This window comes from Amycolatopsis sp. lyj-84 (assembly GCF_046549075.1).
Lineage (GTDB): Bacteria > Actinomycetota > Actinomycetes > Mycobacteriales > Pseudonocardiaceae > Amycolatopsis.
This window is the reverse complement of sequence record NZ_JAJPWO010000003.1, coordinates 679288-701786: the sequence shown is the minus strand read 5'-3', so window position 1 is coordinate 701786 and position 22499 is coordinate 679288. Positions and strand designations below refer to the sequence as shown.

The following is a 22499-nucleotide window of genomic DNA, read 5'->3' as shown; positions in this document are numbered from 1 at the left end:
GGCGATGAGGGTATCCCCGAACACACCTCCGACGTCGCGAAGAGACCGATCCCACGCATGTCGGCACGGCTACGACCTCGGCCGGAAAGAGACCTGTCCCACCTCCTGACGCGATGGGGGCTATCCGAAAAGCGCAGACCAGGTACACTGGCGGCCGGAAACGACGGATCTTCCGTCCGGACCGGAACGCTGCTGCGGCTGAAGGACAGTCGGCGCGGCACCGGTCAGCACAAAGAATGATGTGCGTGCACGCCATCCTGCGGCATTCCCACGAAGGGCCGCTTCAGCGCCAGTAGCGCGGAGCCGAGCGAATTTTCGTGGTCGAGTGTCGATCGGTGACCAGGGCAGTGCGCGCTGGTCACGAGAGAGGCGAGCACCCTGACCACGAACGAAATCACCACCGAAGAGAACACCACGAGCGTCCCCGAGGCCGTCGCGCTGGAGCACAGCGAGACCGGCCCGGCCGCCCTCGACGTGTCGCACCCGCTGCAGGCTGGCGCACCGGTGGAACCCGAATCCCCCACCTTCGCTTCCTTCGGCGTCAAGCCGGAGATCGTGAAGGCCCTCGGCGAGGCCGGGATCGAGCGCACCTTCGCCATCCAGGCGCTGACGCTGCCGCTGGCCATGGCCGGCGACGACCTGATCGGCCAGGCCCGTACGGGTATGGGCAAGACGCTGGGCTTCGGCGTCCCGCTGCTGCACCGTGTCGAGGTCCCCGGCGACGGCACCCCGCAGGTGCTGGTCGTCGTGCCGACCCGTGAGCTGTGCATCCAGGTCGCGAACGACCTCAAGGGCGCGGGCAAGCACCTCGGCATCCGCACCCTGGCCATCTACGGCGGCCGCCCGTACGAGCCGCAGATCGCGGCGCTGCGCAGCGGCGTCGACGTCGTCATCGGCACCCCCGGCCGCCTGCTGGACCTGGCCGAGCAGAAGCACCTGGTGCTGGGCAAGGTCCGCGGCCTGGTGCTGGACGAGGCCGACGAGATGCTCGACCTCGGCTTCCTGCCCGACATCGAGCGCATCCTGCGGATGGTCCCGGACAAGCGCCAGACGATGCTGTTCTCGGCGACCATGCCGGGCCCGATCATCACGCTGGCCCGCACGTTCCTGACCCAGCCGACGCACATCCGCGCCGAGGAGAACGACGCCGGCGCGATCCACGAGCGCACCACCCAGTTCGTCTACCGGGCGCACTCGATGGACAAGCCCGAGCTGATCGCCCGCGCGCTGCAGGCCGAGGGCCGCGGCCTGACGATGATCTTCACCCGCACCAAGCGCACCGCGCAGAAGGTCGCCGACGAGCTCGTCGAGCGTGGCTTCGCGGCCGCCGCCGTGCACGGTGACCTGGGCCAGGGTGCCCGCGAGCAGGCGTTGCGTGCGTTCCGGGCGGGCAAGGTCGACGTGCTCGTCGCCACCGATGTCGCCGCCCGCGGTATCGACATCGACGACGTCACGCACGTGATCAACTACCAGACGCCGGAGGACGAGAAGACCTACGTCCACCGGATCGGCCGCACCGGCCGCGCCGGGCGCACCGGTGTCGCGATCACCCTCGTCGACTGGGACGAGGAGCCGCGCTGGAAGATGATCTCGGACCTCCTCGGGCTCGACATGCCCGAGCCCGCCGAGACGTACTCGTCGTCGAAGCACCTGTTCTCCGACCTCGGCATCCCCGAGGGCACCACCGGGCGTCTCCCGCTGTCGAAGCGGACCCGCGCCGGGCTTTCGGCCGAGGTCGAGGAAGACCTGGGCGGCAAGCGCCGGGGTCGTGGCCAGGGGCCGGCGAAGGACAAGGACGAAGAGGCGCCCCGCAAGCGCAACCGCACGCCGCGCAAGCGGACCCGCGGCGGAGCCGACGCGGCCGCCAAGATCGAGGCGGCGGACGCCGCCGCCGCGCCTTCCGCGGAAGGCACCGAGGGCGAGACCTCGTCGGAGGGCCGCACCCGCTCGCGCCGCCGCAGCCGTGGCGCCGCGAAGCCGAGCCCGGAGGTCAGCGGTCCGGCCGTCGAGAAGGAAGCCGGCGACAGCGCCGAGCGTCCGGCTCGCCGACGCCGCCGTCGCCGTCCCTCGGCGACTTCTGATACACCTGCGTCGGCAGACTGAGGATTTCAGACCGCGGACGTGGGGAGCTAGGGGCACGTGAGCGAACGCTGGGACGCCGCGCCGGAGAACGATCCGGCGCGGCCCGTGCCCGTCGATCCCGAACAGACGTCCAACGGCGGTGAGCCGGAGACCTCGGCCGTGATCGGCAGCGAGGACGTGCTGGACGCCGAACCCGCCCAGCCGGAGGCCACCGAGCCGCCGCTGGCCGGGAAACGCGCCCGGCGCTCGCCGTGGAACCGCACGCGGGATCGCGTGTTCGCCGCGGGGATCGTGGTGGTCGTCGCGGTCACCGGCGTCGTCATCGGCGTGACCAGCGACAACGCGGCGACGGTCGCGCAGGTCGCCGCCACCCTGCCGCCCGGGCTCCCGCCCGCGCCGGCGGAGGTACCCGGCTCGCTGACCGAACTGTGGCAGGCGCCGAGCTCGTCCACGCCCGTCCCGATCGGCGAGGCGAACAGCGTCGTCACCGCCGACAAGGGCGAAGTACTCGGCCGGGACCCGTACACCGGCGACGTCCGGTGGCGCTATTCCCGCGATCTCGAACTGTGCACCGTCGCGCTCGCCGGGATCAAGGTGGACGCGGTGTACCGCAAGGACACCGGCTGCAGCGAGGTCACCCAGCTCGACGCGGGGACCGGCCGCCGCACCGCGCAGCGCAACGGCGACGCCGAACTCGGCACCCGGCTGGTCGTCGACGGCTCGCACGTCACCACGACCGGCAAGAAGCTGCTCAACACCTGGCGCGACGACCTGGTCAAGAGCATGGAGTACGGCCAGGTCCCCGCCATCGTGAACGCGAACAAGCAGCCGAGGACGGGCTGCACCTACGGCACGGTGGCGGCCGCGGCGGGCAAGATCAGCGTGATCGAACGCTGCCCCGGCGACCCGGCCGACCGCTTCACCATCTACCGCGCGAGCAACGACGAGGCCGATGACCCGAAGGTCGACTACAGCACCGTGCTCGCCGGGAAGAACGCGAAGCTGGTCGCGATGTCCGGCGACCTCGCGCTGATCGTGCTGCCGGAACAGAAGCTGCTGGTCATCTACGGCGGCGACGGCGTGCAGAAGTCGGCGTACCCGCTCGACGTGCCCGCCGCGGACATCGCGCAGGATCCGGTGGGCGGCATCATGCCGACCGCGTGGACCGCGCAGGGCGTCTACTGGTTCACCGGCTCGAAGACCATGGCGTTCTCGCGGGACGACCTCACGCCGCGCTGGACGCTGAACAGCTCCGTCGGCCCCGGCATCACCTTCGGGGAACAGCTGGTCGTGCCGATCCAGGGCGGGCTCGCCGTCCTCGACGAGCTGACCGGCACCACGATCCGCACCGTCGGCGTCGACCGGCGCGGCTACAACGGGCCGGTGCAGCTCTCTTCGGTCGGTCCGGTGCTGCTGGAGCAGCGCGGCCCCATCCTGGCCGCCCTCAAGTGACCGCCAGGCGATAGCAAAGGTCCCTTGCTATCGCCCGCCGTCGTCACGTGGTGGGCCGGGTGCGCAGCCGGCTGACCTCTTTCCAGCACCAGGTGCCGCCCTCACCGGCGAGCGTGCCGGTGGCGGTGCCCGGCCGCCCCGCGATGCTCACCGTGACCGCCACCGTGTACTTGGTTTCGGAGACCTTGGTGACCGCGCCGAGCGTGGCGTTCGACGCGTCGCCGACCCGTTCGATGATCTGGTCGATGTCCTTTTCCGCGTTCCCGCACTTGAGCGCCGTCAACGCGGCCTGATCGTGGGCGTTGATGCCGTCGACGATCGCCTGCGCGGTCCCTTCGGGGCCGGACGCCTTGTCGGCCTTGTCGTCGCCGAGGAAGAACCCGGGAGCGACGAACCCGGTGATCCCCAGCGTGATCAGCACGACGACACCGGCGGCGATGCCCACCAGCAGGCCGGTCTTGCTGGTGTTCGGCGGCGCGGGCGGCCCACCGAAGCCCTGCCCGTACTGCTGGTTCTGGCCGTACGGCTGCTGGCCCGGGTACTGCTGCTGGGGGTACGCGCCGCTCTGGTCGTAACCGCCCTGCTGGTACTGCTGCCCTGGGTACTGCTGCTGCTCTGGGTACTGCTGCCCACCAGGGCCTTGCTGGGGCTGTCCTGGCTGGGGTGGGTAAGTCATCAACGGTGCCCTTCGTCCTCGCTGCGCGGCGGATGTTCCTCTACGACGCGCCCAGTGAGTTCCAAGTTTCGCCGTACCGAAGCCCTTTTCCGGGCGGATGGCAGTTTGCTGCCGTCCCGGCTAGTTCCACCAGAACAGGCTCAAAGCCGCTGTCACGCTCACGACGACCCCGAGACCCGCAAAGCCTGCGACGCGGCCAGTGCGTCCATCGGCGACCCGTTGCGCCAGCAGCGCGACCACCGCCGCGACCGGATGCCCGATCAGCATCAGCGGCCCCGGCCCCGGGGCACCGGTGAACAGGCAGATCCCGGCGATCGCGAGGACCAGCACCGCGAGCACGACCATCCCGGCGGCGAGCGAACCGGTCAGCCCGCGCCAGAACCGGCCGCGTCCGGGCGTCGCGGGCTCGTCCGTGCCCAGTGGCGCCGGTGTGGTCGCGAGCTCTTCGGTGTCCGGTGACGACACGTCCTCGCCTGTCCAATCCGTCGGGTCTGAAGAATCTAGGGCGCCAGCAGCTCCCACGGCTGAGACGCGGGACCGGCTTCTTGGCCCGCCGTACAGCTGGGCCGGAAGTCGCACCATGAGCAACGGCGACCGGGGCGAGCCGGGAACAACACGTCCTCGTCGCCGCCGGCCTTCAGGGTATCCGTTGCCAGCCGCAGGTCCCCGGCGGTCTCGTCGGCGCGCTGGAGATGCCGTTTGAGGCTCTGCTCGGTGTGTTCGGCGGCCGCGATGGTGCCGGTGGGCACGTGGTGCAGCTCGACCTGATAGCACGGCGTACGCAGCGTCCTGGCCGCCGCGACCGCGTACAGCGCCAAGGCCTGCGAAGACCGCGCCTCGTACTCGTCCGGCTCTCGGCGGCCGGTCTTGTAGTCGATGATCACCAGTTCGCGGCCACGCTGGTCGATGCGGTCGGCGCGGCCCTCGATGATGAGGCTGGGGCCGCTGCCCGGCTCGAGCGTGACGGGCGCCGAAACCCAGCGCTCCAGCCCGACCGGATCGACGCTGACGTCGTTGTGCTCGACGTACTCCGCGACCCATCCCTTGGCTCGCGCGCGGTACCGGGCGGCCTGGTCGGAGTCTTCGAACCCGGCGTCCTTCCAGTGCTCGGCGACGAGCGCCATCGCCCGCTGCGGTACGCGTTTGATCACCGGCAGGTCGAACAACGCCCGCAAAGCGTTGTGCACCACCGCGCCGAGCGTGCTGTGCGCCCACGCCCCGGTGCGTGTCGGGGGCGGGCGGTCGATGTACGACATGCGGTAACGGCGCGGGCAGTCTTCGAACGTCGCAAGGCGCGCGGGCGAGACCTTCGTCAGCTTGCGCGGCGCCTCGACGCCGAAGTCGAAACCAATCTGCTCCATCGGATCACCCCGCCCGCAACGCTACGCACCCCCACCGACACTTTTGCTGAAGGGGCCCATACCCGCATCCGACGCGGTGAAGGGAGCTTTCGCCGCATGACATGAGGGGAAAGGCCCCTTCAGCCCCCGCCACGCCACGCCCCGCCCGCCCGGTCAGTTCCCGGCGATGAAGCCCTTCACCGAGTTCGCCACCAGCTCGACCGCGATGGCGGCCAGCAGCAGACCGGCGATCTTCGCCAGCAGCGTGATCCCGCTTTCCTTGATCAGCCGGATGACCACGCCCGAGTACCGCATGCACAGGTACAGCACGAAGTGCACCGTCACGATCGAAAGCGCGAGAGCCACGTACGCGCCGACGTGCCCATCGGCCTGCCGCACGAAGACGATGGTCGCGGCGATCGCGCCGGGACCGGCGAGCAGCGGCGTCCCGAGCGGCACGAGCGCGACGTTGACGTCGTCGCCCGCCGCCTCGGCCTCGCCGCCGGTCTTCCCGGTCAGCAACTGCAACGCGATGAGCAGCAGCAACAGCCCGCCCGCGCCCTGCAGCGCCGGGATCCCGATGCCGAGGTACGACAGGATCGCCTGCCCCGCGACGGCGAACAGGGAGATCACCAGCAGCGAGACGAGCACCGCCTGCCGCGCGGCCTTGGCGCGGAACGCCACCGGCTTGCGGCCGGTCAGGCTCAGGAACACCGGCACCGTGCCGGGCGGGTCCATGATGACGATCAGCGTGATCGTCGCGCTCATGAACAGGCGCGCGTCGAAGAAGTCCGTGATCGTCACCGGGTCACGACCTGGTAGCCGGTCGACCGCGCGACGAGTTCTTCGAGCGCGAGCGGGTCGGTGGTCTCGTCTCCGAGATCGATGGTCTTGTTCGTGCCGTGGTAGTCGCTCGACCCGGTGCGCACGAGCCCCAGCTCCCCCGCGAGCCCGTGCAGCCGGACGCGGGTCTCCTCGTCGTGGTTCGGGTGGTCGACCTCGACGCCGGTGAGCCCGTGAGCGGCCAGCCCGGCGAGCACGTCGACGGTGATGGTCGCGCCGCGCGTGTAGGCGAAGGGATGCGCGATGACGGTGACCCCGCCCGCGTCCGCGATCATGTCGATCGCGTCCTCCACGAGCGTGTCCTGCCGCGCCACGAAGTACCCGCTGCCGTTGCCGAGATAGCTCCCGAAGGCCTCGTTCACCGACGAGACGACGCCTGCGCGCACCAAGGCCTGCGCGAGATGCGGCCGTCCGGCCGAACCGTCCTCGGGCAGCAGCGACATGATCTCGTCGGGATCGACCGGCAGGCCGTCGGCGGCCATCCGCTCGGCCATCACGCGCAGCCGCCACCGCCGCTCCGACCTCAGCCGGGTCTGCTCGGCGACGAGCGCCGGCGACTCCGGGTCGAAGAGGTAGGCGAGCAGGTGGACGCTGACGTGCCGCCCGGTCACCGGATCGACGGAGATCGTGGACAACTCGGCGCCGGGCACCAGGGACAACCCCGGCGGGAGTGCCTCGGCGGCCGGGGCCCAGCCGGCCGTGGTGTCGTGATCGGTGATCGCGACTACGTCGAGGCCCGCCTTCGCGGCGGCGGCGACCAGCCCGGCAGGGCTGTCGGTGCCGTCGGAGGCGGTGGAGTGGGCGTGCAGGTCGATGCGCATCAGGGATGAGTATCGAGGATGCGCCAGGTCACAGCGACCCCGGGACCTGCGCTAACCGACCTTCTTCTTGCCGCGCGCCGCACGCTGCGCCTTGATCATCGAAAAGCGCTCGGCCTGCTTCTGCTTGTCGCCGAACACGAGCTCGGAGATCGTGTCGTAGAACTCTTCCGGCTTGGGCAGGTAGTCGATCCGGTTCAGCGCCTGGATCTGACCGGCCGACTCGACCACCATCGTCCCGTAGCCGAAGATCCGGCCGGTCGCCGAACGCTCGTACGTGAGGTCGGTGACCTTGGTGATCGGCATCATCAGCACCTTGGTGGTGTAGACGCCGGTGGTCATCACGAAGCGCTTGTCCGTGACGACCAGCCTCTCGACCCACCACTCCATCACCACGTACGCGAAGCGCAGGATGACGAGCAACGCGGCGTACCAGAGGATGTTCTGGATCACCCACGCGGCAGGCGGCAGCAGGTAGGACACCAGGACGCAGATGGCCAGCAAGGCCACCGCCTCGAAGGTGTCCCACAGCAGCACCGCCCAGTGACGGCGAATCCTGATGACCCGTCGCTCGGTGTCGAGGAGATACTCGTCTGGATCGCGTGGGGCGAACATACCGATAGAGTATCCGCCGTCCGCTAGCTGAAGACGTTGCTGACGAAAGTGATCACCGATTCAGCCGAGTCACGCAGGAACCCGATGATGTTTCCCACGAGGCCCGCGGCCTGACCTGGCTGCGCGATCACGAAGAACAGCACCAACGCGATTCCTGCGAAAGTGAGTAGCTTTTTCGCGTTCACAGCGATCAATCCTGTCTCTTACGGTGACTGACTGCGGATACTGGCTATTCATTTTGTACCGCACCTTCCACCGGCGCGGGAGGGAAGTCCCGCGCTTGGGTCAGTCGGCGAGGGGAAGTGTACCGTACGGCTACTCTCCGTGTACAGGACAGCCATTGTCAGGAAGCCCGTGTCTACCATTCGGGAATGAACACCGTTTCGAACAGCACCGTCCGCTGTGTCGGCGGCATCGCCCATGACGAACTCGGGCGGATTCTGCTGATCCGGCGCGCGAATGAACCCGGACGTGGACTGTGGTCGGTACCCGGCGGACGTGTTGAACCCGGCGAAACGGACGAAGCGGCCGTCATACGCGAGATGCGCGAAGAGACCGGACTGGACGTGATGCCGGGCACATACGTCGGCAACGCCCGCCGCGGCCCGTTCGACATCCACGACTACGCCTGCTCGATCACCGGCGGCACTCTCCGTGCCGGGGACGACGCCGACGACGCCCGGTGGATCGACGCCGAAACCTTGATCGAACTCGACAAAGGCGGCCGATTGGCCGAACTCCTGTTCGTCACTCTCCGCGACTGGGGTGTCCTGCCCACCGCGAATGCCTCACCCGCGTGACAAGTGCCGTGTCCGATTCGGCGAATGACCCGTGAACAAAGCAGTCACATGAGGTGAAAAATGTCCTTGTCGATGCTTTATCGACATGCAGCCGGGCAGAAGAGTTAAACCGGGAGCCAGGTCATCCGTTGTCCGTGCGGCGCGGTCCTGGCCAGCGCGCGGACGTCCGGAACACCGCCTTCCCAGCGGACGAGCCCGAGTACGGCCAGGCCCGCGGGTTCCGCCAGATCGGCCCGGCCGGGCACCAAGGGCTCCAGCGTGGCGGTGTAGAACCCCTCGCTGACCCACCACAGCGGCCGATCCCCGGCGAGGTTCTTCAGCGCCTCCAGGAAGTCCGCCCGCCGCTCCCCCAGGTACGCCAGCACGTGACTGGTCAGCACGACGAGCGGGACGTCGGCGGGCAGCGTGGCGGCCGCCGAGGCGAGGTCGTCGACGGCGTCACCGGTGATCAGGTCCGGTCGCTGCTTGCCCTGCGCGGCCGCGGCCGTGCGCAGGAGCCGGATCCGGTCCGGCTGGTCGGCCCAGACGCAGGCTTCGAGCCAGGCCAGTTCGTCCTCGTCGGTCAGGTCCACCGGGGCGCGGTCGAGGCCGGCGCGGGCGGTGACCGTCAGCTTCTTCGGCACCTTCGGCGTGACGGCGCCGGGTGCGAGGTCCAGCGCGCAGTGCAGGCCGACGGCGGCCTTCGCGGGCCCGGCGGTGAGCTGTTCGCCGCCGGCGCACTGGTAGCGGTAGGCGTACTTGTCCAGGCCGAGGAGCAGGCCCGCGCTGCAGCCGACCTCGAGCAGCGCGATCTTGCCGCCCGCCTCCTTCGCCGCCGTCGTCACCGCGGGGTAGAGCAGCGCGGCCCGGCGGACCTCGTTGGTCTGGGTGTACCGCGAGGAGATGATCGAGCGCGCCTTGTCCGCCCGCTCCAGCAGGAACGAGCGGAACAGCGGCCACGTCTCCGAGTCCACGCCGTCGAAACCGCCGACGGACGGGTAGTACCGCGAGAGCGGGTGGATCGGGTCGGCCTGGATGAGCCGGTGCGCGGTCGCCAGGAGCAGCGTGCCGCGCGCTTCACCGCCGCGGGCGTCGGTCAGCAGCCCGGCGACGTCGTCGTCCTCGGACGCCTTCGACGCCAGGTGCTCGTACAGCGGCGAAACACCGGCCGCCTCGACCGTCGCGAACTTCCGCAGGCGGCTCTTGATCTCATCCAGCCCGATGGGCATCGACGCGCTCCCTCTCCGGTTCCTGACAGCCGTTATTCGTGCGGCACGGGACGGCCGGGCTGCTCGCCGCCCCTGGCGTCACCGTAGGACCGCTTCGGCACCATCACCTTGCGACGGAACACACACACGATCGTGCCGTCCTGCTTGTAACCGCGGGTCTCGACGTAGACGACACCGCGATCGTCCTTCGACTTCGACGGCGTCTTGTCCAGGACCTCGGTCTCGCCGTAGATGGTGTCACCGTGGAAGGTCGGCTTCACGTGTTTCAGCGACTCGACCTCGAGGTTCGCGATCGCCTTGCCGGACACGTCCGGCACCGACATCCCCAGCAACAGCGAGTAGACGTAGTTGCCGACCACGACGTTCTTGCCGAAGTCGGTGGTCTCCCCGGCGTAGTGCGCGTCGAGGTGCAGCGGATGGTGATTCATGGTGATGAGGCAGAACAGGTGGTCGTCGTACTCGGTGACCGTTTTGCCCGGCCAGTGCTTGTAGACCGCGCCGACCTCGAACTCTTCGTAATAGCGACCGAACTGCACCCATTCCTCCTGCACGAAGTAACGCGGCGTGAACCTGGAACGACAGGCTTTCGTGTTGAGGAGTACCCTCGACCATTGGTGTCGGGTCGTCAACGCGACCCACACCACTGCGTAACCGTCCGCCGAGCCGAAGGAGGTGAGGAACCCGATGTCCAGTGGCGATAGTCCGCTTCCTAGTAGTCGCAGCGTTTCCGCCTTCACGTCTCGCCGGATCCCCACCTGGCAGGGCTGACGAAACCGGGAACGCTGGCCTCGCCGAGCGGCCCCCCGACCGCTTGGCCCGTCGTCTTCGCGCATCAACGCACGACGTCTGCCCAGGAGATCCCATGCCTGCCATTCCCTCGCTCGGCGGCCTTCGCGGCCGGAGCAACGGCCGAGCCAAAGGCGCCCCCGAGCGCCCGCTGCCCGTCCCCCTTTCGGCGTACGTCGTCGACTGCGCGGTGTACGTGGAGGGCAAGCGCCTGCCCGGTCGCTGGTCGCACTCCGAGGCCATCAAAGAGGTCCGCAAACGGCACGCCGGCTTCGTCTGGATCGGCCTGCACGAGCCCGACGCGGTCCAGATCCAGGGCATCGCGGAGACCTTCGGCCTGCACGAGCTGGCCGTCGAGGACGCGCTCGAGGCGCACCAGCGGCCCAAGCTCGAGCGCTACGACGACACGCTGTTCATGGTGTTGAAGACGGTCCGCTACGTCGAGCACGAGTCGCCCGCGACGGCGAACGAGATCGTCGAAACCGGCGAGCTTATGGCGTTCCTCGGCCGCGATTTCGTGATCACCGTGCGGCACGGGAACCACTCGGGCCTGGCCAGGCTGCGCCGCGAACTCGATCAGGACCCGGAGCGGCTCGACCTCGGGCCGTCCGCGGTCCTGCACGCGATCGCGGACCACGTCGTCGACCACTACCTCGACGTCACCACCGCGATCGAGTCGGACATCGACGAGATGGAGACGCACGTCTTCGCGCCGCGCTCCAAGGTGAGCGCCGAGCAGATCTACTTCATGAAGCGCGAGGTGCTGGAACTGCGCCGTGCGGTCATGCCCCTCGGGACCCCGCTGCAGCGCCTGGCCGAGGGCTACACGCGGCTGATCCCGGACGAGGTCCGCTCCTACTTCCGCGACGTCTCCGACCACCTCACCACGGTCGCGGAGCGGGTCGCGAACTTCGACGAGCTGCTGACCACCCTGGTCGACGCGACACTGGCGAAGATCACGCTCCAGCAGAACACCGACATGCGCAAGATCACCGCGTGGGCGGCGATCATCGCGGTCCCGACGGCGCTGGCCGGTATCTACGGGATGAACTTCGACTACATGCCGGAGCTGCACTGGCGCTTCGGCTACCCGCTGGCGATGACGGTCATCTTCGGCGTCTGCATCCTGCTCTACCGAATATTCCGGAAGAACCGCTGGCTCTGACCGCTCTTCCCTTTCGGTAGTTCTGGAGTTCCCTCATGCCAAGGATCCTGACCAACCTCAAGTTCTGGGCCCTCGCCTTCTGCGTCGTCTGGCTGGGCATCGTGATCGCGATCATCGCCAAGGACCCCGCGTTCGCGCACGGCCCCAAGTAGCGCCTCCGGCATTACGCTGGAGCGCATGAAGGCGCTGGTCGTCGCGGACGAGGTCGAGGAGCGATTGTGGACCTCCGCTGTCCACCATCACCGGGCCGACCTCGTAATCGGTGCCGGCGACCTGCCGTACGACTACCTCGAGTTCCTGGCGAGCGCGCTCGACGTGCCGTGCGTCTTCGTCCCGGGCAACCACGATCCCGACCTGTCCGGCTACACCCGCTACGGCGGGCTGTCCATGAAGGACGGCTTTCCCGCGGTGTGGCCGGGCCCGGCGGGCGGGGTGAACGCGGACGGCCGGATCGTCGACATCGGCGGGCTCCGGTTCGCCGGGCTCGGCGGCTCGGTCCGCTACAACGACGGCCCGAACCAGTGGACGCAACGCCAGCAGGCGCGGCGGGCCCGTCGGCTGGTGCGCCGGGCGCGGTTCCGCCGCTGGCGGGACGGGCGGGACGTCGACGTCCTGCTCACCCACGCGCCGCCGCGGCACTGCGGCGACCGCGAGGACCCGCCGCACCGCGGTTTCGACTGTCTCCATCGCACGATCGAGTTGTTGCGGCCGAAATGGTTGCTGCACGGGCACATCCACCCGCACGGTGAACCCGTGCCGGACCGGGTGGTCGGCGGGACCACGGTACGGAACGTGGTCGGGCACCGGATCATGGAGTTCCTATGAAGGACACCGGATTTCCCAGGGCTGACGCGGAACACGACTTCCTCCGCGCGCGACGGCGTCAGGTGCTGTCCCGGCTGGCGAACTGGCTGCGCGGCGAGCCCGACGACGTCAACATCATGCTGCCGTTCCACGAAGTCGTCGACGCGCTCGGCTATCTCGGCGAGCGGAGGATCGGGGCACGGGTGATCCGGCTCGATTCGATCGTCGGCAGCGTCGACCGCGGCCGCGACTTCGACCGCCGCTTCCGCCCGACCTCCGGCCGCGTCCGCGAACGCTGGGAACGGCTGGCGCTCGCGACCAGGCGCGGCGAGTCGATTCCGCCGATCGAGGTGTACCGCGTCGGGGAACTGCATTTCATCATCGACGGGCACCACCGCGTTTCGGTGGCGCACGCGATGGGACTGTCCACAATAGAGGCGATGGTCACCGAGGTGCGGACCAAACTGGACCCGAGCGGGATCCGGTACCGCGGCGACCTGATCGTCAAGGACTACCGGCGGCTGTTCCTGGAGCGCGTCCCGCTTTCCGGGCAGTCGCGGGCTTCGGTGGTGTTCACGGATCCGTGGGACTACGCGCGGCTCGGTGAGCACGTGGAGGCGTGGGGTTTCCGGCTGATGCAGGACGAAGGCCGCTACTCCGACCGCGCGACGCTGGCGCAACGGTGGTTCGACGAGGAATTCGTCCCGGTGGTGGCGATGCTGAGGCAAGCGGATCTGATCGGCTCGCGCACGGACGCCGAGGCTTATCTGTGGGTCGCTTGCGAACGGTACCGGCTGATCCGGACGCACCGGTGGGACGACGAGGTCTTCGAAGCGGTGCGGTCGCAGTCCCGCTGACGCGCTCCGCGCGTGCAATGAAGGGGACTTTCAATGCAAATTTTGCGATGAAAGTCCCCTTTCATTGCATCTCGCCCTCCCTGCGGACGGCGACCGGGGGCACTCACCGCCCCGTGCTATGAAAGGCCCGTTACTTGCAAATTTTGCAAGTAACGGGCCTTTCATAGCATCCCCCCACGCGCACGGGGACCTACATGTGCACAGCCACCGGAGCGTCCGAGGCGGTCACCTTCGCCGGAGCGCCGGATCGCAGCAGCAGCCCGCAGATCACCGCACCGATCACGAAGATCCACCCGCCCCAAACGAAAGCGGTCGTGTAACTGTGCACGGCCGCTTCGGCCGCGAGTTGCGGCGTAGGCGTCTTGCCGACCAAGAAGGACGTCGCCGCGTTACCGGCCAGCGTGCTCAGCAGCGCGGTCCCGATCGAGCCGCCGACCTGCTGAGCGGTGTTGACCGCCGCGGACGCGACACCGGCGTCGTGCGTGTCGACCCCGAAGGTCGCGACGCTCATCGCAGGCGCCATGGCGAGGCCGATGCCGACGCCCATGATCATCAGCGGGAAGAGCACGCCGCTGGCGTAGGTGCTGGTGGTGTCGATGGCCGAGAGCCAGAACAGTCCGGCCCCGGCGGTCAGCATTCCCAGTGACACCAACGGTTTCGCGCCGAACTTCGGCAGCAGCACGGCTGTCGCCGACGTCGCGCTGGCCATCAGGGTGGCCACCATCGGCAGGAACGCGACCCCGCTCTGCACCGGCGTGAACCCGAGGTTCAGCTGGATGTAGAAGGTGAGGAACAGGAAGATCGAGAACATCCCGATGGCGAGCAGGAACATCGCGAGGTACGAGCCGCCGCGGTCGCGGTCGAGCAGCACGCGCAGCGGCAGGAGCGGGTGTTCGGCCCGCTGCTGGATCACCACGAAAGCGGCCAGCAGCACGACACCGGCGGCGAGGAAACCCCAGACCGAGATCGAGGACCACGAGTCGCGCTCGGCGTTCGCGAAGCCGTAGACCAGGGCGAAAAGCCCTGCTGAGGCGGTGATGGTGCCCGGGATGTCGAGCTTCGGGCGCGGGCCTTCGGTCTCGGAGTTCTTCAGCAGCACGAACGAACCGGCGAACGCGACCACCGCGAAGACGATGTTGACGTACATCGACCAGCGCCAGTCGAGGTACTCGGTCAGCACGCCGCCGAGCAGCAGGCCGATCGCCGCGCCGCCACCACCGATCGCGCCGAAGACACCGAAGGCCTTACCGCGTTCCTTCGGGTCGGTGAAGGTCGTGGTCAGCAGCGAAAGGGCCGCCGGAGCGAGAAGGGCGCCGAAGACACCCTGTGCGGCGCGGGCGACGAGCAGCATTTCGATGCTGCCGGCGGCGCCGCCGATCGCCGAAACGATGGCGAAGCCGGCGAGCCCGACCAGGAAAGCGCGTTTGCGGCCGAAGAGGTCGGCGAGCCGCCCGCCCAGCAAGAGCAGGCTGCCGAACGCGAGCGCGTACGCGGTGACGACCCACTGGCGGGCGTCGTTCGAGAAGTTGAGGTCCTGCTGCGCCGACGGGAGCGCGATGTTCACGACGGTGGCGTCGAGCACCACCATCAGCTGGGCGAGACCGATCATCACCAGGATGAGCCATCTCCTGGCGTGGTGCGGGTTGGTGTGCTGCGTGGCGCCGGCCCCCGGCGGCGTGACGACAGCGGTGGATGACTCAGGCATACGGGCGGTTTCCTCACCGATAGTGACGGAGAAGCTATGTGGAGTAGGTATCTCCCCTTTCGTCGCCAAGGTACCCGAAAAGCGGAGAAGCGTCCTCTACTTCGTTTGTTAAGCTGGACAGATGGCACGGGACCTCGCTCCCGCCGCACCGGCGCGGCCGCTGCGGCGCGACGCCGAACTCAATCGGCAGCGCATCATCGCGGCGGCACGCGATGTCTTCGGCGAGCGCGGGCTCGAAGCGACGCTCGATGACGTCGCGCATCACGCGGGAGTCGGCGTCGGCACCGTCTATCGCCGCTTCCCGAGTAAGGAACACCTGGTCGAGGCCATGTTCGTCGACCAGTTCGAGACGATCCGCCAGTTCGCCGAAGAGGCGCTTCGGGCCGAAGATCCCTGGAAGGGCTTCACCGACTTCACCTGGCGCGCGGCCGAACTGCACGCCGGTGACCGCGGGTTACGCGAAGTCATGCTGTCGAACGTCTTCGGCCAGGAGCGCGTCGCCGAGGCGAAAGCACGCATGGTGCCGTTGATCACACAGCTCGTCGAGCGTGCTCAGACGGCGGGTGTCCTCCGCGCCGACATCGTGCCGACGGACATGCCGCTGCTGCACCAGATGGTCGGTTCGGTCATCGAGTTCACGCACGGTATCCAGCCGGACCTGTGGCGCCGCTGCCTCGCGCTGCTCCTGGACGGCCTGCGCGCCGAACCCGGCCGCGCCACCCCGCTGCCGCATCCGCCGCTGGACTTCGAGGCGCTGGACGAAGTGATGTGCTCCTTCAGGCTGCCGAAGCTGCGTTGACCCGCGTTTAGTCCTCTAGTCGCGGTAGTTGCGCGTGCAAGGACCGCAACTAGAGGACGAAACGCGGTCAGGGGAGCTTCGGGAACATCACGACCGCGGCTTCCCGCGCCGCGGCGCACGTGGCGTCCCCCTCCGCCCCGTCGACGCCGACCACCGAGAGCATCGCCTGCTCGACCCGCTCCGGGGTCCCCGGGATCGGCCGGTGCGTGGTCACCTGGCAGAACGCGCCCGACGTGACGACCTGGGCCTGCCGTCCGCCCAGCGCCTCCGTCGCGCCCGGCGTGGTGTCCGCCCCCACCGACAGCGAGAAGCTGACCTTGCCGCGGATGCAGCTGTGCCCGGACAGCGCCGGGGCGGGTTTGGTCTCCGGTCCCGCGACGGCGTCGAGTTCGTGCTGGTCGAGCGTCGCGCAGGGGGCGACGCGGCCCCACGAGCGCTGGTCGAGGTTCAGCCGTCCGACCTTCCGCGCGGTGATCGCTCCCGACGCGCTGCCGATCGTCGCGTCGGCGATCCGGCAGCGGTCGGCCTGGTTGGCCGGGGCGGTGTTGTCGGAGGTGACGGCGACGGACAGCCGGATCCCGTCGGCGAAGGTCAGCAGCCGCGTACAGGTGGTGTCCTCGTTGAACGTCGACTGCTGGACGCTGACGCCTTCCGGCAACAGGCCGGCGTAGTCGTAGGGCTGGTTGTTCGGATCCTGCCCGGAAGTGATCGGGCCGGTGGTCACGGTGTAGCGGTTGGCGCCCTCGACGAATTCGAGACGGCAGAACTCGAAGGAGGTCAGCGGTGGTTTGACGGCGTTTCCGCCACCGATCACCTTTTTCTGGTCGACCAGGCTGCAGTAATCGAGGGACGAGTAGTCCCCGAGCGCCTCGGCGGCGGTCAGGGCCTCGTCGCGGGCCGTGGTCGGTGACGGCGTCACCGCCGGTTCCGGCGCGGCACAGGCCGCGGCGAGGAACAGGCCACCGAGAACTGCGATCAGACTCTTCGGGCGCACCGGAGCAGTATCGTCAAAACAGCCCGGAACACCACCCCTTACGGGCGAAGAACACAGGGTCAGCCAGGTTTTCGCAGGTGGTCACCTCACGGCGATTTCACGCCCTTAGGGGTCTGTTTCGTTCCGCGGTGGGATGCGGGAGCGGCGTCGCGCGACGAAAATGGGTTTCACACACCGCGACGACCGAGAGGGACGAACCCGTGAGCAACTCCGTAGCCACCCGCCTGACCCGCCCGCGCCAGGGCCGCATGATCGGCGGCGTCTGCGCCGGTCTCGCCAAACGGTTCGGCACCACGCCGGGCAAGGTCCGCCTGCTCGCCGTGCTCTCCTGCCTGCTGCCGGGCCCGCAGTTCATCGTCTACCTCGTGATGTGGCTCGCCCTGCCCGAGAGCGAGTACTGAGCCCCGGGCAGGACGAGCCTTGGTCAAGCCCCGGGAGCGCAGCTCCTCCGTTGAGGGCGGCGGCGGGGGCATGGATGGACTAGGCGGTGTAGGTCAGGTTCTTGCCGCTGGCCCCGTCGAACAGCTTGATCTTGTCGGCGTCGAACCAGAGTTCCACGTCTCTGTTCTCCGCGGCCGAGGACGCCGCGGACAGCCGGGCCACGATCTGCGACTCGGAGCCGGGAACGTCCGAGGATCCGCTGTCGGCGGCCAGATCCGCGAGGTCGGACGACGACGCGGCCTCACCCTCGACCGAGAAGTGCGCGAACTTCTCGGAACCCATCGACTCGAGGACGTCCACGTGGGCGGTGAACGTCGCGCCCTGACGGGCGGACGCGTCCACCAGTGCGGCGTCCTCGAAGTGCTCCGGCCTGATGCCGACGATGACCTCACGCGGCGCGTCGGCGGCCTCGACGAGCTGCCGCACCCGGTCGGTGAGCGGGATGTCGCCCAGCGCACTGCGGGCGGTGCCGTTCTCCAGCGTCGCGGGCACGAAGTTCATCGACGGGCTGCCGATGAACCCGGCCACGAACAGGTTCGCCGGGTTGTCGTAGAGGAACTGCGGCGACCCGATCTGCTGCACGTAGCCCGCCCGGAGCACGACGACCCGGTCGCCGAGGGTCATCGCCTCGGTCTGGTCGTGCGTGACGTACAGCGTCGTCGTGCCCAGCTGCTTCTGGATCTTCGACACCGAGGTCCGCATCTGGCCGCGGAGCTTCGCGTCCAGGTTGGACAGTGGCTCGTCCATCAGGAACGCCTTGGGGTTGCGGACGATCGCACGCCCCATCGCGACCCGCTGGCGCTGCCCGCCGGAGAGGTTCGCCGGTTTGCGGTCGAGGTGCCCTGTCAGGTCGAGGATCTTCGCCGCCTCTTCGACCTTCGCGCGCACGGTCTTGTCGTCGACCTTGGCCAGCCGCAACGGGAACGCCATGTTCTCCCGCACGCTCATGTGCGGATACAGGGCGTAGGACTGGAACACCATCGCGATGTCACGGTCCTTCGGCGCCTTTTCGTTGACGCGCTTGCCGTCGATGCGCAGTTCGCCGGAGGAGATGTCCTCCAGACCGGCGACCATGTTCAGCGTCGTGGACTTGCCGCAGCCGGACGGGCCGACCAGGATGATGAACTCGCCGTCGGCGATGGTCATGTCCACTTCGGACACTGCGAGGGCGCCGTCGGGGTACTTCTTGGAGACTTTTTCGAGAACGATTTCAGCCATGGGTCAGCCCTTCACCGCACCGGACGTCAGCCCCGCCACGATGCGACGCTGGAAGAACAACACGAACAGGATGATCGGGACGGTGATCACCACGGCGGCCGCGGAGATCGTCCCGGTGGGGTCTTCGAACTGCGAGGACCCGGTGAAGAACGACAGCGCCGCCGGGACCGTCCGCGAGGACTCGGTCGAGGTCAGCGAGATCGCGAACAGGAAGTCGTTCCAGCAGAAGATGAACACCAGGATCGCGGTGGTGAACACCCCCGGTGCCGCCAGGGGCGCGATCACCTTCCGGAACGCCTGCGCCGGGGTCGCGCCGTCCATCTTCGCCGCTTTTTCCAGCTCCCACGGGATTTCGCGGAAGAACGCGGAAAGCGTGTAGATCGACAGCGGCAGCGCGAACGTGATGTAGGGCAGGATCAGCCCCGGCCAGGTGTCGAACAACCCCAGCTCACGTTCGATGTTGAACAGCGGCGTCACCAGCGACACCTGCGGGAACATCGCGATCAGCAGCGACATCCCGACCAGCAACTGCTTGCCGGGGAAGTCGAGCCGCGCGATCGCGTACGCCGCCATCGTGCCGAGGACGACCGCGATCACCGTCGCGATGATCGCGATCCCGATCGAGTTCACCAGTGCCCGGATGAACTCCGTGGTCTCGAAGATGTCCGCGTAGTTCTGCCAGGTCCATTCCTTCGGGATGAAGGACCCGTCGTCCAGGGTTTCCTTGGTCTTGAACGAAAGGGACACCACCCACAGCACCGGGAACAGCGCGAACACCAGGACGAGGAGATCCACCACGCCCCACTTGAGTTTGCGGCCGGGAGTGACCGCTCCACCCATCACCATCAGCGCTTACCCCCGTTGTCACTACCAGGTGCGGCCGTGCCGAACACCTTGATGAAGATGAACGCGATGATCGCCACCGTGATGAAGATCAGCACCGCCATCGTCGACCCGATCCCGAGGTTCAACCCCTTGACCAGGTTGTTGTAGGTCTGCATCGACACCGACGACGTGTCCTGCGCGCCGTTGGTGAGCACGAAGATGTTGTCGAAGATGCGGAACGCGTCCAGGGTGCGGAACAGCAGCGCCACCAGGATCGCGGGTTTCATCACCGGCAGCATCACCTTGGTGAACCGCTGCCACGCGGTCGCGCCGTCCATCGACGCGGCCTTGAGCAGGTCGTCCGGCACCAGCGCCAGCCCCGCCATCAGCAGCAGTGCCATGAACGGCGTCGTCTTCCAGACCTCGGCCAGCACGATGATCGCCAGCGAGGGCCAGTACTCGGTCAGCGGCGCGGTATCGGGGAAGAACAGATTCGCCAGATAGCCCGTGTCCGGTGTCCAGGCGTAATACCAGGAGAACGCCGCGACCACCGTCACGATGCCGTACGGGATCAGGGCGACCGTCCGCACGAGGCCCCGTCCGACCAGCGTCCGGTGCATGATCAGCGCCAGGCCCATGCCCAGCACGAACTCGATCACCACCGAAACTATGGTCAACCCCATCGTCGTCCCGAACGCCGTCCACCAGTAACCGTTGGACAGCACCGCGATGTAGTTGTCGAACCCGACGAACTCCTGCTGCGCCGGGAACCGGAGGTCGTAGCGCTGCAGCGAAAGCCAGATCGAGTAGACGATCGGATACCCGGTGACGGCGATCATCACGAACGCCGCCGGGGCGCACAGCCAGAGACCGAGCCTGCGCTCGGCCTTCTTTCCTTCACTGAGAACGGGTTTCGCCTTCTTGCCCGGCTCGCTCTTGGTCGCCGAACCGGCGGTTTCCTGCACGGTCACGGGATCACTCCCTTCGACTGGAGCGCGTCGGCGAGCTGCTCTTTCAGCTTCTCCGCCGTCTTCTGCGGATCGATTTCAGAAGGCGGGGAAAGGATCTTCGACAGCACCGTCGAAGCGTTCTGGTACGCGGGCGTCAGCGGGCGCACCGCGGCGTCCTTGAGCGCGTCCAGGATCGTTTCCCGCATCGGGTACTTCGTGTCCATGCTCGGGTTGTCGTCGCTCACCCCGGCGGTCGCGTCGAGCGGGACCGTGTCGGTGTACAGCGATTCGAGCGTCGGCGGGACACCGTCCTTGAGCGCGGAGAACTTCTGGTTCTTCTCGTTGCGCAGGCACAGCGCGACCTCGTAGGCCTCGGCCTTGTGCTTCGACGTCGAGCTGACCGCCAGGTTGTAGCCACCGATCGTGGTCTTGGCGGGCTTGCCCGCTTCGAGCTGCGGATAGGTGGTCCACTTGAAGTGCTGCAGTTCGTTCTTCTTCTCCTTGGCGTAGGAGGCGTAGACGAACGGCCAGTTCAGTTCGAAGGCGGCGTTGCCGCGCTGGAAGGACTGGCGGACCTCGTCCTCCTTCGAGTTGGTCAGCGACGGGTCGGTGATCCCGGCCGTGGTGACCTTCTTGAGCATCTCCAGCGCCTTGATCGCGCCCGCGTCCATCACGACCGATTTACCGTCGTCGGACAGGATCTTGCCGCCCGCCGACTCGACGAGCGTGTTGTAGATGACCACGAGGCCTTCGTACTGGGCGCCGGTGAACACCACGTTCGCCGGTTTGCCCTGTGCCTTGAGCGCCTGGGCCTGCTGGATCATCTCGTCCCAGGTCTTCGGCGGATTCGGGGTCAGCCTGTCGTCGTACCAGAGCAGCTGGACGTTGGTGTTCTTGGTCGCCGCGTAGAGTTTTCCGTTCCACGTGGCGGTTTCGAGCGGCCCCGGCAGCACACCGGCGGTCGCCTCGGCCTTCGCTTCGCCCGTCCACTCGTCGGCCCAGCCCGCCTCGGCGAACTCGGAGACCCACGTGACGTCCAACCCCAGTACGTCGAGTGAATCGTCGCCGGCGGCCAGCCGGCGGACCATCTGTTCCCGCTGGCCGTCGGCCGGGCGCGGGAGCTTGTTGTAGACGACCTCGTACCGCCCGTTCGAGGCCTTGGTGCATTCGTCCACAACGGACTGGAAGTTGTCTTCGGGCGCGTAGTAGACGTTGATCTTGAGTCCGGCATCCGACCCACAGCCCGCCAGCAGGCCGACCGTCAGCGCTGTCGCGCCGAGTAGCGAGCCGGTGCGGCCTGGTGAGCGGCCCCTCCGGCTCGCGCTCATCCTCTTCCCCATGAGGCCTCCTCACCCGCGCACGGCCGGGGATTCGGCGGCACTAGGACGCGTTGAAGAAGCCGCGCGCCAGCACCCCGACGTGCTAGTGCTCGGGCGGACCCCGCTGGAGTACGTGACCGCCCGACTGGTGTTGTGCAACCTATTCCGGGCGATCTACGCCCGCAAGCAGTATCGGTAACGATTCAGCGGATCGCACGACGAACAGGTGAACCAGTACCGCCGAATGTCACCGATGCGGTCGCAGCGCGAGCTGAGCGAGGAGCTCCCGGCCCTGTTCGGCCGAACGCGGCTGACAGAGAACGTCGTAGCGGTTGGCGACCAGTTGGCTCGCCGACGAGAAGTCGCGGCGGGACATGCTGTAGCTGATGGCCGCGAAGACCGTCCACGCCAGAATCCCGAGCAGGAGCCCGCCGATCACCGGCTGCCAGGCGAAACCCTGGTTGTTGAACATGCCCAGCAGCAGGCCGATGATCAGGCCGAACCACGCGCCCGACACCGCGCCGGTGCCCAGCACCCGGCCCCAGCTCAGCCTGCCGAGAACACGCTCGACGAGCATCAGGTCGACACCGACGATCGTCACGTCGGTGACCCCGAATTCCTTCTCCGCGAGAAAATCGACGGCGTGCTGCGCTTCGCCGTACGTCGCGTAGGAGCCGATCGGCCAGCCTGAAGGCGGTGTCGGCAGCCTGGGCAACCCACCCGCGGCCCGGCCGCCTCCGCCAAAGGGAGCACTCACGTAATCACCTCTCGCCCGTCCTGGTCCATCTTCTCAAGGACGGGC

24 protein-coding genes are annotated in these 22499 nt (G+C 68.0%); 8 read left to right on the top strand and 16 right to left on the bottom strand.

The window, feature by feature from the left end:
• The first annotated feature begins 504 nt into the window (after positions 1-504).
• Together ACLJRM_RS13625 and ACLJRM_RS13620 are read left to right on the top strand one after the other, a co-directional pair.
• On the top strand, positions 505-2103 hold the full coding sequence (locus tag ACLJRM_RS13625; protein WP_101613746.1) for a DEAD/DEAH box helicase: 1599 nt from the start codon (positions 505-507) through the stop codon (positions 2101-2103).
• A 36-nt stretch (positions 2104-2139) separates the two neighbouring features.
• The gene (locus tag ACLJRM_RS13620) at positions 2140-3534 is read left to right on the top strand and encodes a hypothetical protein (protein ID WP_410663129.1); all 1395 of its coding nucleotides are present in this window, start codon (positions 2140-2142) and stop codon (positions 3532-3534) included.
• A 43-nt stretch (positions 3535-3577) separates the two neighbouring features.
• Here ACLJRM_RS13620 and ACLJRM_RS13615 read toward each other — a convergent pair whose 3' ends face one another.
• The 7 genes from ACLJRM_RS13615 to ACLJRM_RS13585 all read right to left on the bottom strand — a co-directional run bounded on the left by ACLJRM_RS13615 (position 3578) and on the right by ACLJRM_RS13585 (position 8011).
• Positions 3578-4210, bottom strand: coding sequence for a hypothetical protein (locus ACLJRM_RS13615; protein WP_101612511.1), 633 nt, complete (start codon positions 4208-4210; stop codon positions 3578-3580).
• A gap of 120 nt (positions 4211-4330) precedes the next feature.
• Positions 4331-4675, bottom strand: coding sequence for a hypothetical protein (locus ACLJRM_RS13610; protein WP_410663128.1), 345 nt, complete (start codon positions 4673-4675; stop codon positions 4331-4333).
• Between the two features lie 35 nt (positions 4676-4710).
• A complete protein-coding gene (locus tag ACLJRM_RS13605; protein WP_101612509.1) occupies positions 4711-5571 on the bottom strand; it encodes a RecB family exonuclease in 861 nt (286 codons plus the stop codon).
• Between the two features lie 153 nt (positions 5572-5724).
• Complete coding sequence (locus ACLJRM_RS13600; RefSeq protein WP_101612508.1) at positions 5725-6354, bottom strand: MarC family protein; 630 nt, start codon at positions 6352-6354, stop codon at positions 5725-5727.
• On the bottom strand, positions 6351-7214 hold the full coding sequence (locus tag ACLJRM_RS13595) for a PHP domain-containing protein (RefSeq protein ID WP_101612507.1): 864 nt from the start codon (positions 7212-7214) through the stop codon (positions 6351-6353). The genes ACLJRM_RS13600 and ACLJRM_RS13595 overlap by 4 nt, the downstream gene beginning before the upstream one ends.
• Positions 7215-7265: 51 nt before the next feature.
• Positions 7266-7826, bottom strand: coding sequence for a PH domain-containing protein (locus ACLJRM_RS13590; protein ID WP_101612506.1), 561 nt, complete (start codon positions 7824-7826; stop codon positions 7266-7268).
• A gap of 23 nt (positions 7827-7849) precedes the next feature.
• Complete coding sequence (locus ACLJRM_RS13585; protein WP_005167589.1) at positions 7850-8011, bottom strand: hypothetical protein; 162 nt, start codon at positions 8009-8011, stop codon at positions 7850-7852.
• A 186-nt stretch (positions 8012-8197) separates the two neighbouring features.
• On the opposite strand from ACLJRM_RS13585, the gene ACLJRM_RS13580 reads away from it, so the two are divergent.
• Positions 8198-8626: an NUDIX hydrolase gene (locus ACLJRM_RS13580; RefSeq protein ID WP_410663127.1), complete on the top strand. Its 429-nt coding sequence runs from the start codon at positions 8198-8200 to the stop codon at positions 8624-8626.
• A 104-nt stretch (positions 8627-8730) separates the two neighbouring features.
• On the opposite strand, the gene ACLJRM_RS13575 is transcribed toward ACLJRM_RS13580, so the two are convergent.
• Positions 8731-9834 carry a DUF2332 domain-containing protein gene (locus tag ACLJRM_RS13575; protein WP_410663126.1) on the bottom strand — a complete coding sequence of 368 codons (1104 nt, stop codon included), beginning with the start codon at positions 9832-9834 and terminating at the stop codon, positions 8731-8733.
• A 32-nt stretch (positions 9835-9866) separates the two neighbouring features.
• Entirely contained in the window at positions 9867-10370 is a 504-nt protein-coding gene (locus tag ACLJRM_RS13570) for a MaoC family dehydratase (RefSeq protein WP_076163453.1), read from the bottom strand.
• A 326-nt stretch (positions 10371-10696) separates the two neighbouring features.
• Here ACLJRM_RS13570 and corA point away from each other — a divergent pair, with 326 nt between their 5' ends.
• The 3 genes from corA to ACLJRM_RS13555 all read left to right on the top strand — a co-directional run bounded on the left by corA (position 10697) and on the right by ACLJRM_RS13555 (position 13446).
• Positions 10697-11785 carry a magnesium/cobalt transporter CorA gene (gene corA, locus ACLJRM_RS13565; RefSeq protein ID WP_101612504.1) on the top strand — a complete coding sequence of 363 codons (1089 nt, stop codon included), beginning with the start codon at positions 10697-10699 and terminating at the stop codon, positions 11783-11785.
• Between the two features lie 177 nt (positions 11786-11962).
• A complete protein-coding gene (locus ACLJRM_RS13560) occupies positions 11963-12610 on the top strand; it encodes a metallophosphoesterase family protein (protein WP_410605424.1) in 648 nt (215 codons plus the stop codon).
• Complete coding sequence (locus ACLJRM_RS13555; RefSeq protein WP_101612502.1) at positions 12607-13446, top strand: ParB N-terminal domain-containing protein; 840 nt, start codon at positions 12607-12609, stop codon at positions 13444-13446. Before ACLJRM_RS13560 ends, ACLJRM_RS13555 begins: the two co-directional genes overlap by 4 nt.
• A gap of 190 nt (positions 13447-13636) precedes the next feature.
• Here ACLJRM_RS13555 and ACLJRM_RS13550 read toward each other — a convergent pair whose 3' ends face one another.
• A complete protein-coding gene (locus ACLJRM_RS13550; RefSeq protein ID WP_101612501.1) occupies positions 13637-15151 on the bottom strand; it encodes an MFS transporter in 1515 nt (504 codons plus the stop codon).
• A gap of 121 nt (positions 15152-15272) precedes the next feature.
• Here ACLJRM_RS13550 and ACLJRM_RS13545 point away from each other — a divergent pair, with 121 nt between their 5' ends.
• A complete protein-coding gene (locus ACLJRM_RS13545) occupies positions 15273-15950 on the top strand; it encodes a TetR/AcrR family transcriptional regulator (protein ID WP_101612500.1) in 678 nt (225 codons plus the stop codon).
• 67 nt (positions 15951-16017) lie between these two features.
• Here ACLJRM_RS13545 and ACLJRM_RS13540 read toward each other — a convergent pair whose 3' ends face one another.
• Complete coding sequence (locus tag ACLJRM_RS13540; protein WP_101612499.1) at positions 16018-16944, bottom strand: hypothetical protein; 927 nt, start codon at positions 16942-16944, stop codon at positions 16018-16020.
• Positions 16945-17144: 200 nt separating this feature from the next.
• On the opposite strand from ACLJRM_RS13540, the gene ACLJRM_RS13535 reads away from it, so the two are divergent.
• The gene (locus tag ACLJRM_RS13535) at positions 17145-17345 is read left to right on the top strand and encodes a PspC domain-containing protein (RefSeq protein WP_101612498.1); all 201 of its coding nucleotides are present in this window, start codon (positions 17145-17147) and stop codon (positions 17343-17345) included.
• A 79-nt stretch (positions 17346-17424) separates the two neighbouring features.
• On the opposite strand, the gene ACLJRM_RS13530 is transcribed toward ACLJRM_RS13535, so the two are convergent.
• From ACLJRM_RS13530 to ACLJRM_RS13510, 5 genes are all read right to left on the bottom strand, one after another.
• Positions 17425-18603: an ABC transporter ATP-binding protein gene (locus ACLJRM_RS13530; RefSeq protein WP_101612497.1), complete on the bottom strand. Its 1179-nt coding sequence runs from the start codon at positions 18601-18603 to the stop codon at positions 17425-17427.
• A gap of 3 nt (positions 18604-18606) precedes the next feature.
• Positions 18607-19449, bottom strand: coding sequence for a carbohydrate ABC transporter permease (locus ACLJRM_RS13525; protein ID WP_101612496.1), 843 nt, complete (start codon positions 19447-19449; stop codon positions 18607-18609).
• Positions 19449-20399, bottom strand: coding sequence for a carbohydrate ABC transporter permease (locus tag ACLJRM_RS13520; RefSeq protein WP_410663125.1), 951 nt, complete (start codon positions 20397-20399; stop codon positions 19449-19451). The genes ACLJRM_RS13525 and ACLJRM_RS13520 overlap by 1 nt, the downstream gene beginning before the upstream one ends.
• A complete protein-coding gene (locus ACLJRM_RS13515; protein ID WP_101612494.1) occupies positions 20396-21718 on the bottom strand; it encodes an ABC transporter substrate-binding protein in 1323 nt (440 codons plus the stop codon). The genes ACLJRM_RS13520 and ACLJRM_RS13515 overlap by 4 nt, the downstream gene beginning before the upstream one ends.
• Before the next feature lie 226 nt (positions 21719-21944).
• Positions 21945-22454: a general stress protein gene (locus ACLJRM_RS13510; protein ID WP_101612493.1), complete on the bottom strand. Its 510-nt coding sequence runs from the start codon at positions 22452-22454 to the stop codon at positions 21945-21947.
• Positions 22455-22499 lie beyond the last annotated feature (45 nt).

Bases quoted from the DNA above. Each gene is read 5' to 3' on its own strand.
- ACLJRM_RS13515 (WP_101612494.1), bottom strand. From the start codon at position 21,718: ATGGGGAAGAGGATGAGCGCGAGCCGGAGGGGCCGCTCACCAGGCCGC.
- ACLJRM_RS13560 (WP_410605424.1), top strand. From the start codon at position 11,963: ATGAAGGCGCTGGTCGTCGCGGACGAGGTCGAGGAGCGATTGTGGACC.
- ACLJRM_RS13595 (WP_101612507.1), bottom strand. From the start codon at position 7,214: ATGCGCATCGACCTGCACGCCCACTCCACCGCCTCCGACGGCACCGAC.
- ACLJRM_RS13545 (WP_101612500.1), top strand. From the start codon at position 15,273: ATGGCACGGGACCTCGCTCCCGCCGCACCGGCGCGGCCGCTGCGGCGC.
- ACLJRM_RS13605 (WP_101612509.1), bottom strand. From the start codon at position 5,571: ATGGAGCAGATTGGTTTCGACTTCGGCGTCGAGGCGCCGCGCAAGCTG.
- ACLJRM_RS13575 (WP_410663126.1), bottom strand. From the start codon at position 9,834: ATGCCCATCGGGCTGGATGAGATCAAGAGCCGCCTGCGGAAGTTCGCG.
- ACLJRM_RS13590 (WP_101612506.1), bottom strand. From the start codon at position 7,826: ATGTTCGCCCCACGCGATCCAGACGAGTATCTCCTCGACACCGAGCGA.
- ACLJRM_RS13550 (WP_101612501.1), bottom strand. From the start codon at position 15,151: ATGCCTGAGTCATCCACCGCTGTCGTCACGCCGCCGGGGGCCGGCGCC.
- ACLJRM_RS13580 (WP_410663127.1), top strand. From the start codon at position 8,198: ATGAACACCGTTTCGAACAGCACCGTCCGCTGTGTCGGCGGCATCGCC.
- ACLJRM_RS13555 (WP_101612502.1), top strand. From the start codon at position 12,607: ATGAAGGACACCGGATTTCCCAGGGCTGACGCGGAACACGACTTCCTC.
- ACLJRM_RS13525 (WP_101612496.1), bottom strand. From the start codon at position 19,449: ATGGTGATGGGTGGAGCGGTCACTCCCGGCCGCAAACTCAAGTGGGGC.
- ACLJRM_RS13615 (WP_101612511.1), bottom strand. From the start codon at position 4,210: ATGACTTACCCACCCCAGCCAGGACAGCCCCAGCAAGGCCCTGGTGGG.
- ACLJRM_RS13530 (WP_101612497.1), bottom strand. From the start codon at position 18,603: ATGGCTGAAATCGTTCTCGAAAAAGTCTCCAAGAAGTACCCCGACGGC.
- corA (WP_101612504.1), top strand. From the start codon at position 10,697: ATGCCTGCCATTCCCTCGCTCGGCGGCCTTCGCGGCCGGAGCAACGGC.